This is a genomic window from Amycolatopsis rhizosphaerae, assembly GCF_007713715.1.
GTDB lineage: Bacteria > Actinomycetota > Actinomycetes > Mycobacteriales > Pseudonocardiaceae > Amycolatopsis_E > Amycolatopsis_E rhizosphaerae.
In genome coordinates this window covers 1-8,781 of sequence record NZ_VJWX01000298.1, presented here as the reverse complement: position 1 = coordinate 8,781, position 8,781 = coordinate 1, and the positions used below count along the sequence as shown (strand labels likewise).

7 protein-coding genes are annotated in these 8,781 nt (G+C 71.9%); all 7 read right to left on the bottom strand.

Going from position 1 to position 8,781, the window contains the following annotated elements:
* Positions 1 to 199 precede the first annotated feature (199 nt).
* On the bottom strand, positions 200 to 1,117 hold the full coding sequence (gene pspM, locus FNH05_RS24900; protein ID WP_144591136.1) for a phage shock envelope stress response protein PspM: 918 nt from the start codon (positions 1,115 to 1,117) through the stop codon (positions 200 to 202).
* 12 nt (positions 1,118 to 1,129) lie between these two features.
* Complete coding sequence (locus FNH05_RS24895; RefSeq protein WP_144591135.1) at positions 1,130 to 1,969, bottom strand: PspA/IM30 family protein; 840 nt, start codon at positions 1,967 to 1,969, stop codon at positions 1,130 to 1,132.
* A gap of 281 nt (positions 1,970 to 2,250) precedes the next feature.
* Complete coding sequence (locus FNH05_RS24890) at positions 2,251 to 2,700, bottom strand: helix-turn-helix domain-containing protein (protein WP_144591134.1); 450 nt, start codon at positions 2,698 to 2,700, stop codon at positions 2,251 to 2,253.
* Positions 2,701 to 2,867: 167 nt separating this feature from the next.
* Positions 2,868 to 3,362: a CinA family protein gene (locus tag FNH05_RS24885; protein ID WP_246127930.1), complete on the bottom strand. Its 495-nt coding sequence runs from the start codon at positions 3,360 to 3,362 to the stop codon at positions 2,868 to 2,870.
* A complete protein-coding gene (gene pgsA, locus FNH05_RS24880; protein ID WP_144591133.1) occupies positions 3,359 to 3,991 on the bottom strand; it encodes a CDP-diacylglycerol--glycerol-3-phosphate 3-phosphatidyltransferase in 633 nt (210 codons plus the stop codon). Before pgsA ends, FNH05_RS24885 begins: the two co-directional genes overlap by 4 nt.
* Positions 3,991 to 5,430 carry a 30S ribosomal protein S12 methylthiotransferase RimO gene (gene rimO / locus FNH05_RS24875; protein ID WP_144591132.1) on the bottom strand — a complete coding sequence of 480 codons (1,440 nt, stop codon included), beginning with the start codon at positions 5,428 to 5,430 and terminating at the stop codon, positions 3,991 to 3,993. Before rimO ends, pgsA begins: the two co-directional genes overlap by 1 nt.
* A 4-nt stretch (positions 5,431 to 5,434) precedes the next feature.
* The coding region (locus tag FNH05_RS24870; RefSeq protein WP_144591131.1) for an AAA family ATPase at positions 5,435 to 8,781 on the bottom strand (3,347 nt) is incomplete at its 5' end.

Below are 8,781 nucleotides of genomic sequence, written 5' to 3'. Positions count from 1 at the left end.
CCACCGACGGTAAGCACCCCATATTCCGCTCACCAGCCCTCTCGCGTTACGCACTGGTCTCACTCGAAAACGGAACGCAGCCTCTCGCGCGGCCCGGTCAGTCCGCCCTGCCGGGCACGAGCGTGGGACACAAGCGCACGAAGGTGGGACTCGCGCGGCTGGGGCCCTTCATGAGGCCGCTCCGGGCCCGGCGGCGGGGTCAGGAGAGTTCGTGCAGGGCGATGGCGAGGCCGGCGAGCCGGTCGGTGGCGTCAATGAGCGCGTCCTTGGAACTTGTGAGGCCGGAACCGCTAGCCGCCACGGCACGGCCTGCCGCCGCGACGAGTGTGCCGTAGTCGTCCAGCCCCTCGTCGAGCTGCTCCCGCAGGGTGCCGACGGCCGTGGCGAGCGCCTTCCGTTCCCCGGCCGGGGCGGCGGCCTGCGCGCGCTCGATGGCCTCGATACGGGCGGCGAGGGCGCGCAGTGCCTTGGCGGCCTTCGCGGCGGTCTCGCGGGCGTCCTCGACCGACTCGTCCGGTACCGAGGAGGAGGCGTTCAGCTGGCGCAGCAGCTCGGTGAGCGAGGATTCGCCCTCGGCCAGCCGTTCCATCGGCTCACGGGCGGCGGAGCGGGGCGAGGGCAGCGGCGGTGGCGCCGTGCTCGCCGGCAATTCGACCCGGCTCAGCCGGTACAGGTGCAGGCCCGACCGCACGCCCAGCGCGCCGAACACGATCGCCCCCACGATCCCCTCCGCGGCGGCGCCGAGCCCGCCCGCGCCGATCAGGCCCATGCCAAGGGCGAAGGCGTACAGCCCGCTCAGGAGGGTCAGCACGATCCACAGCGTCAGCAGGCGGGAAGTGCGGCGCTTGCGCCGCTGGAGCTTCGCGGCCGGTTCGTTCCAGCGCGCCCACCGGGCGCGGACCTCGGCGAAAACCGGCACATCGGCCACCGAAGGGGGCCGTGGCGGCGCGGGCCGTCGCAGCGGGTTCGGCGCGGAGCCCGCCGATCCCGGCGTCCGGTCCGCCGGGAAGTACCGCTGGAACGCCTCCTGGGCCCGCTGTGCGTAGTCGGGCAGCCGCTCGATATGCCTTTCGAGCTTCTCCCCGAACTGGCCGAAGTCGCGCCTGCCCGACCCCATCACGACCTCCGGTCAGGCCTGGTTCTTCTGCTGCTCGGCCTGCACGCGCTGCTGGATTTCGCGCTGGATGTCGGCGGCCGAGCCGGCCGGCTTCGCCGCTTCGGCGCCATCGGTCACCTGCGCCACCGGCCCGCCCTTGAGCGAGGCGCGGATCTGCTCCAGCCGCGAGTGCCCGGCCAGCTGCGTGGTGGCCGCCTGGACCTCCATCATCCGGCCCTGCACGGAGTTCTGCGCCAGCTCGGCCTGGCCCAGCGCGGTGGTGTAGCGGCGCTCGATCTTCTCGCGCACCTCGTCCAGCGAAGGGGTGTTGCCCGGCGCCGCCAGCTCGGACATCTGGTTGAGCGAGGCCGAGACCTTCTCCTGCATCTTGGCCTGCTCCAGCTGCGAAAGCAGCTTGGTGCGCTCGGCCAGCTTCTGCTGCAGCATCGTGGCGTTGCGCTCCACGGCCTGCTTGGCCTGGGCCGCCGCCTGCAGCGACTGGTCGTGCAGGGTCTTGAGGTCCTCGATGCTCTGCTCGGCGGTGACCAGCTGGGTGGCGAAGGCCTCGGCGGCGTTCTCGTACTGGGTGGCCTTCTCGTTGTCCCCCTTGGCGCGCGCCTCGTCGGCCAGCACCAGGGCCTGCCGGGCCGAGGCCTGCAGCTTCTCCACCTCGCCGAGCTGCCGGTTGAGCTTCATCTCCAGCTGGCGCTGGTTCCCGATCACCGCCGCGGCCTGCTGGGAGAGCGCCTGGTGGTTACGCTGCGCCTCCTCGATGGCCTGCTGGATCTGCACCTTCGGGTCGGCGTGCTCGTCGATCTTCGACGAGAACGCCGCCATGAGGTACTTCCAGGCCTTTACGAACGGGTTGGCCATCTGCTCCGCCTGCCTTCTTACGTCCCACTGTCCAAGTTTTCCCGACGATCACGTGGGGCGCCGCTCTCCCCTGCCCGAGCAACGACCCGACCTCGGCGTGGGTTCCATCGTGTCAGGTCACCGCCCCGTGATCCAGGCGACCCCGGGGGATTTCAGGGACGACCCTGATCGTCACCGGATCGTCATCACCTTCTCCCGCCGGCCGCCGGATGTGGCGAAGGCCACCGTCGGCGCCGGGCGGGCGGTGACGGTGGCCTTCCGAAGCCGGCCGTGGTCCCGGGTCAGGCCGCGACCATCTTCGGTGCGCTGATCGTGGTGCGCAGGGCAGGCCCCCTGCGCTGGGTGGAAACCCGCAGGTCCGCCATTTCGTTGCCGAGCACGCCGTCCACCAGGTGACCGCCTTCGAGGCGGCCCGCGGGCTCCCGGCGCTCGGACCGGTCGGCGCGCTCCTCCTGACGCTCCGTCTCGGCGGGCATCGGCGCGACGTCGACGTGGTCGAGCGCGGAGATGTCGGCAGCCACGTTGTGCAGCAGTTCGGCGAGCGGCAGTTCGAGTGCCTCGCAGATGGACGCCAGCAGCTCGCTCGACGCTTCCTTCTGCCCCCGCTCGACCTCGGACAGGTAACCGAGGCTCACCTTGGCGGCGCGGGAGATGTCGCGCAGCGTGCGACGCTGGTTGGTGCGGGCATGACGGAGCCGATCACCGATCGCCTCACGCAACAGCACGGTCATCACGCGCCTCCCTTCCTGATACCGACCACGTTACCCAGACCGAGCCCTTCGGCGCAGCGGTTGACACGGCCGTACGCCAAGGGCGAACGCCTGGGCGAAGCCCGTTGTTCCCGCGCCGTTTCCCCGGCCGCCCCGTCCAGGGCCTGGTCAGGGGGCCTCGGAAGGCCTCAGCGGGCCGCCAGGGGGCCGAGCGCGGCGCCCAGCAGCTCCAGCGCGGCCCGCACCGAATTGGTCCGGACCGAAGCGCGGCCGCCCTCGAACCGGTGGGTGCGGACCCGGCAGGACCCGGCACCGGCCAGCGCGACGTGCACCGTTCCGGGCGCCACTCCGTCCTGCGGGTCGGGTCCGGCGACCCCGGTCAGGCCCAGGCCCCAGTCCGCCCCGCAGCGTTCCCGCGCCCCCGCCGCGAGCTGGGCGGCCACCTCGGGGTGCACCGCTCCGTGCTCGGCCAGCAGGGCCTCGTCCACCCCGGCCAGTTTGGCCTTGAGATCGGTGGCGTAGACCACCAGACCGCCCCGGACCACCGCGCTGGCACCCGGCACCTCGGTCAGCGTCGCGCAGACCAGGCCGGCGGTCAGCGATTCGGCCGTGGCGACGGTCTCGCCGCGCTCGGTGAGCCGGAGGATCAGCGGGCGGGCGAGGGCCGCTTCTTCTCCCGTCACTCCCCCGTCACCGCCCGCAGTCCCGCGGCCCGCAGCCGGATCGCGCGCAGGACGTAGTCGGCCCCGGTCACCACGGTGAGCACCAGCGCGAGCCCCATCAGGATCCAGCGTAGTGCCGTCAGCCCGTCGGGCAGCGGCAGCAGATAGGCCACGATCGCCGCGATCTGGGACAGCGTCTTGGCCTTGCCCCCGCGGCTGGCCGCGATCACCCCGAACCGGATCACCCAGAACCGCAGGAGGGTGACCCCGAGCTCCCGGACCGCTATGACGATCGTCACCCACCAGGGCAGCTCGGCGAGCACGCTCAGCCCGACCAGCGCCGCGCCGGTCAGCGCCTTGTCCGCGATCGGGTCGGCGATCTTGCCGAGATCGGTGATCAGCCCGTACCGGCGGGCCACCCAGCCGTCGACCTGGTCGGTCAGCGAGGCGAGGGCGAACAGCGCCGTGGCGACCGCGCGCCAGGTGGTGTCGTGCCCGCCGCCGGCGAACAGGGCGACGACGAACACCGGCACCAGCACCAGGCGGGCCAGCGTCAGGAGGTTGGCGACGTTGATGTTGGACACGCGTCTGCGCGGCAGGCCACCGGCGCCTTCGCCGGTGGCCGCGGTCTCGTCGGCGCCCGCACTCATCAGTCCACGTCCGGCCGGACGATGAGGTCCACGCCTTCGCTGTCGACCACGCGGCAGCGGACCAGCTGCCCCACCTCGAGCCCGTCGCCGTCGAGCACCACACAGGCACCGTCGACCTCGGGCGCCTGGTGGGCCGCCCGTCCGACCACCTCGTCCTCGGTCTCGTCGATGAGCACGTCGACCACTTCACCGACGCGTTCTTCGGCGCGCTGCGCGGTGAGCTCCTCGACCAGGGCGGAGATCTTCGCGACCCGCTCGGTCACCAGCTCGGGGTCCACCTTGCCGTCGAAGGTCTCGGCCTCCGTGCCGTCCTCGTCGGAGTAGCCGAACACCCCGACCGCGTCGAGGCGGGCCGCGGTGAGGAAGCGTTCCAGCTCGGCGACGTCGTCCTCGGTCTCGCCGGGGAAGCCGACGATGACGTTGGTGCGGATGCCCGCGGCGGGCGAATACCCGCGGATCTGGCCGATCAGCTCCAGGAACGAGCCGGTGGAACCGAACCGGCGCATGCGCCGCAGCACGGGTTCGCTGGAGTGCTGGAACGACAGGTCGAAGTAGTCGGCGACCCCCGGCGTGGTGGCGATGACCCGGACCAGGTCCGGCCGGGTTTCCGCGGGCTGCAGGTAGGACACCCGCACCCGCTCGATGCCCTCGACGGCGGCCAGCCGCGGCAGCAGCCGCTCCAGCGCCCGGGTGCCGCCCTCGGCGCGGGGGAGGTCCTTGCCGTAGGAGGTCGAGTTCTCGCTGACCAGGTAGAGCTCCTTGACCCCGGAGGCGGCCAGCCATTCGGCCTCGGCCACGACCTCGTCGGGGTGGCGGGAGACGAACGAGCCCCGGAACGACGGGATGGCGCAGAACGAGCAGCGGCGGTCACACCCGGAGGCGATCTTCAGCGCCGCCACCGGGGAGGAGTCCAGCCGCCTGCGCAGCACGCGCGGCCCCCAGCCCGCCTGCTCCCCCGCGCCGGTCCCGCCGTGGCCGGGCACCGTGACCGCGGCGGCCGCGGCCGGGCGCTGGACCGGGCTGATCGGCAGGAGGGTGCGCCGGTCCGCGGGCACGTGCGAGGCGATCCGGTGCCCGGACACGATCGCGCCCAGCTTCTCCGCCAGGTCCGGGTAGTGGTCGAACCCCAGGACCGCGTCGGCCTCGGGCAGGCTCTCGGCCAGCTCCGCGCCGTACCGCTCGGCCATGCAGCCGACCGCCACCACCTTCGCGCCGGTGTCCGCCGCCGCCAGCAGGGTGTCCACCGAATCCTTCTTCGCCGATTCGACGAAACCGCACGTGTTGACCACGATCACCTCGGAGGACTCCGGATCGTCGGTCAGCTCCCAGCCCCCGGCCGCGAGGCGGCCGGCCAGCTCCTCGGAATCGACCTCGTTGCGGGCACAACCGAGGGTCAGTAGCGAGACGCGTCGAGCGGCGGTCGAATCGGTGGAAGACACCCAATCAGGGTAGCTGCCGGGGCAGGTCGGCCAACGTCAGCAGGGTCAACTCCTCGTCGGCGAGGCCCTCCAGGTCCGCTTCCGGCCCCGCCAGGCGCAACGCCTGCGCGCCGATCGCCTGCTCCAGCAGCCCGCGCGCGGACCGGCCGTTGGCGAAGCCCTCGCCCCGGTCGATACCCGCCATCATCGCGGGCAGCGCCTCGGCGAGGTCCGGTGCGAGGCGGTAGCCCTGCTTGGTGGCCATCGCAGTGAAGATCGCGGCGAGCTCGGAGTCGGTGTAGTCCGGGAAATCCACGGTGCCGCCGAAGCGGGAGCGCAGCCCGGCGTTGCTGTCGAGGAAGCGGTCCATGTCCCCGGGGTAGCCCGCCGCGATGACGATCATGTCCTCGCGGTGGTTCTCCATCTGCACCAGCAGTTCCGCCACGGCCTCCTTGCCGAAGTCGGCGCCGTTGGCGTAGCCCTGGACCAGGTTGTAGGCCTCGTCGATGAACAGCACCCCACCCACGGCGCGCTCGCACACCTCGCGCGTCTTCGGCGCGGTCTGCCCGATGTACTCGCCCACCAGGTCCGGCCGGGCCACCTCCACCAGGTGCCCGGACGGCAGTACCCCGAGTTCGCGGTAGAGCTGCCCCATCAGCCGGGCCACCGTGGTCTTCGCGGTACCGGGATTGCCGGTGAACACCAGATGGCGGCTGCGCGCCCCCACCGGCAGCCCCGCCGTCCGGCGCCGGGCGTCGAGCCGGGTTTCGGCGACCAGCGCGCGCACGCGCTGCTTGACCGGTTCGAGGCCGATCATGCCGTCCAGCTCGCCCATCAGCTCTTCGAGGCTGCGGCGCGGACCCGCGTCGTCGGCCACCGCCACCCCCGACTCGGTGGGCAGGTCGGCCGCGGTGAGCAGGGCCAGCGCGGCGCGATCGGCCTGCGGCGCGCTCGCCAGCCTGCTGGACTGCTTTCCGATCGTGGTTTCCAGCAGCCCCCGTGCCGAGCGCCCGTTGGCGAAGCCGCGGCCGCGCGGGATGCGCCGGACCGCCTCCGGCAGGGCCCGCTCCATGTCCGGGTCGAGCCGGTACCCCTGTTTCTCGGCCATGACCTCGAAGATCGCGGCGAGTTCGCCGTTGTCGTAGTCCGGGAACTCGACGCGGCCGGCGAAGCGCGAGCGCAACCCGGGGTTGGACTCCATGAACTCGTCCATCTCCCTGGGGTAGCCTGCCACGATCACCAGCATGTCGTCGCGGTGGTTTTCCATCTGCACCAGCAGTTCCGCGACGGCCTCCTTGCCGAAGTCGTTCTCGGCGTCCTGGACGAGGTTGTAGGCCTCGTCGATGAACAGCACCCCGCCGACCGCGCGCTCGCACACGTCCCGGGTCTTGGGCGCGGTCATCCCGATGGCCTCGCCCACCAGATCGGGGCGGGCCACCTCCACCAGGTGTCCCGAAGGCAGCACGCCGAGCTCCCGGTAGATCTGACCCATCAGGCGGGCCACCGTGGTCTTCGCGGTACCGGGATTGCCGGTGAACACCAGATGGCGGCTGCGCGTGGCGACCTTCATCCCCGCCTCGCGGCGCTGCGCGTCCACCTTGGTCTCGTCCACGAGCGCGCGAACCCGCCGCTTGACCGGGGCCAACCCGATCATTTCGTCCAGATCGGACAGCAGTTCGGCCAGGTCGCGGCGCGGACCGGCGTCGTCGGACTGGCCGACCGCGGCCTCGCGCGGCAGGTCGGCGGCGACCAGCAGGGCCAGCGCGTCCGGTTCGGACGGTGCCTCGTTCGCGATCCGCGTCGACTGCCTGCTGATGGTGGCCTCCAGCAGGCCGCGCGCCGAACGCCCGTTGGCGAAACCGCGGCCCCTCGGGATCCGCCGGATCGCCTCCGGCAGCGCCTGGACGAGGTCCGGCGCGAGCCGGTAACCCTGCTGCTTGGCGATCAGCTCGAAGATCGCGGCGAGCTCTTCGTTGGTGTAGTCGGGGAAGTCCACCCGGCCGGCGAACCGCGAGCGCAGGCCCGGGTTCGCCTCCAGGAACTCGTCCATCTCCTTGGGATAGCCCGCCGCGAACACCACGAAGTCCTCGCGGTGGTTTTCCATCTGCACCAGCAGTTCCGCCACGGCTTCCCGGCCGTGGTCGCTCTCGCCGTCCTGCACGACGTTGTAGGCCTCGTCGATGAACAGCACGCCGCCCATCGCCTGCTGGCACACCTCGCGCGTCTTGCCCGCGGTCTTCCCGATCCACTCCGACACCAGGTCGGGGCGGCCCGCCTCGATCACGTGGCCCTTGGGCAGCACACCGAGCGCGTGGTAGATCTTGGCGACCAGCCGGGCCACGGTGGTCTTGGCCGTGCCGGGGTTTCCCGTGAAGACCAGATGCCTGCTGCGCGAGGCCACCTTCATCCCGGCGGCCCGCCGCTGGGCGTCCACGTCCATTTCCGCCACCAGCGCCCGCACCCGCTGTTTCACCGCGCCGAGCCCGATCATCGCGTCGAGTTCGGCCAGCAGCTCCTCGACCGGCTGCCCCTGTTCGCGGCGCGCGACGGCCAGTTGCTCCACGTCCGGCAGATCGACCTGCGGCCGGTCCCCCACCATTGCACCGCGCCCGATGGCGCTGGTGATCGCGGCGCCGACCAGTGCCTCGACCTCCCGCGCGTCGGCGGTCCGCAGCTCGCCCACCAGCGTGCCGAGCCGTTCACGGGCGCCAGGGGATACCATGGCGTTGCGTTCGGCCAGCAGCACGTCGAGCAGCATGGTCGCGGCCGCGGGCTCGCTGAGGTCCGGCATCCGGTAACCGATCACGCGCGCACCGAGGCGCGACGACTCGGCGGCCAACCTGTCCAGGACCTTTTCCCCGCCGCTGAGCACCACCAGGCGGCAGCTGTTCTGGTCGTGGGCCAACTCGTCCAGGAGCTTCGCCACGCCCGCCGCATCCCCTTCGAGCAGCACATCCAGTTCCTCGATGAAGAACAGGCCGGGGCTCGCGTCCCGTTCGACCGCTTCCATTTCGGAGCGCAGCATGGCGTTCAAGGTCTGCCCGGCCCGCTCGGCGCGCTGCACCAGTTCCGTTCCCGACCAGGTGGTGATGACGTTGAAGGTGAGGTTGCGGGCCTTGAGCTCGTCCCGCACCGCCCGCCACAGGCGGCGATGGCCGCTGCGCGCGGGGCCGGTGAACAGCAGCAGCGGGTTCGGCTCCGGCACGGCGGGCGGCGGGGCCGCCATCTGCTGCTCCTCCGGCGGATGGCGGGTGCCCTCGGCCCACTGCACGATCCGGATCACCTTGTCCAGATACGCCAGGGCGGATTCGGGCCCGCTGACGAAACCCGACCCGTTGGGCAGCACGGCGTAGGCCACCGCCGGTGGTACGG

Bases quoted from the DNA above. Each gene is read 5' to 3' on its own strand.
- pspM (WP_144591136.1), bottom strand. From the start codon at position 1,117: ATGGGGTCGGGCAGGCGCGACTTCGGCCAGTTCGGGGAGAAGCTCGAA.
- FNH05_RS24890 (WP_144591134.1), bottom strand. From the start codon at position 2,700: ATGACCGTGCTGTTGCGTGAGGCGATCGGTGATCGGCTCCGTCATGCC.
- pgsA (WP_144591133.1), bottom strand. From the start codon at position 3,991: ATGAGTGCGGGCGCCGACGAGACCGCGGCCACCGGCGAAGGCGCCGGT.
- FNH05_RS24895 (WP_144591135.1), bottom strand. From the start codon at position 1,969: ATGGCCAACCCGTTCGTAAAGGCCTGGAAGTACCTCATGGCGGCGTTC.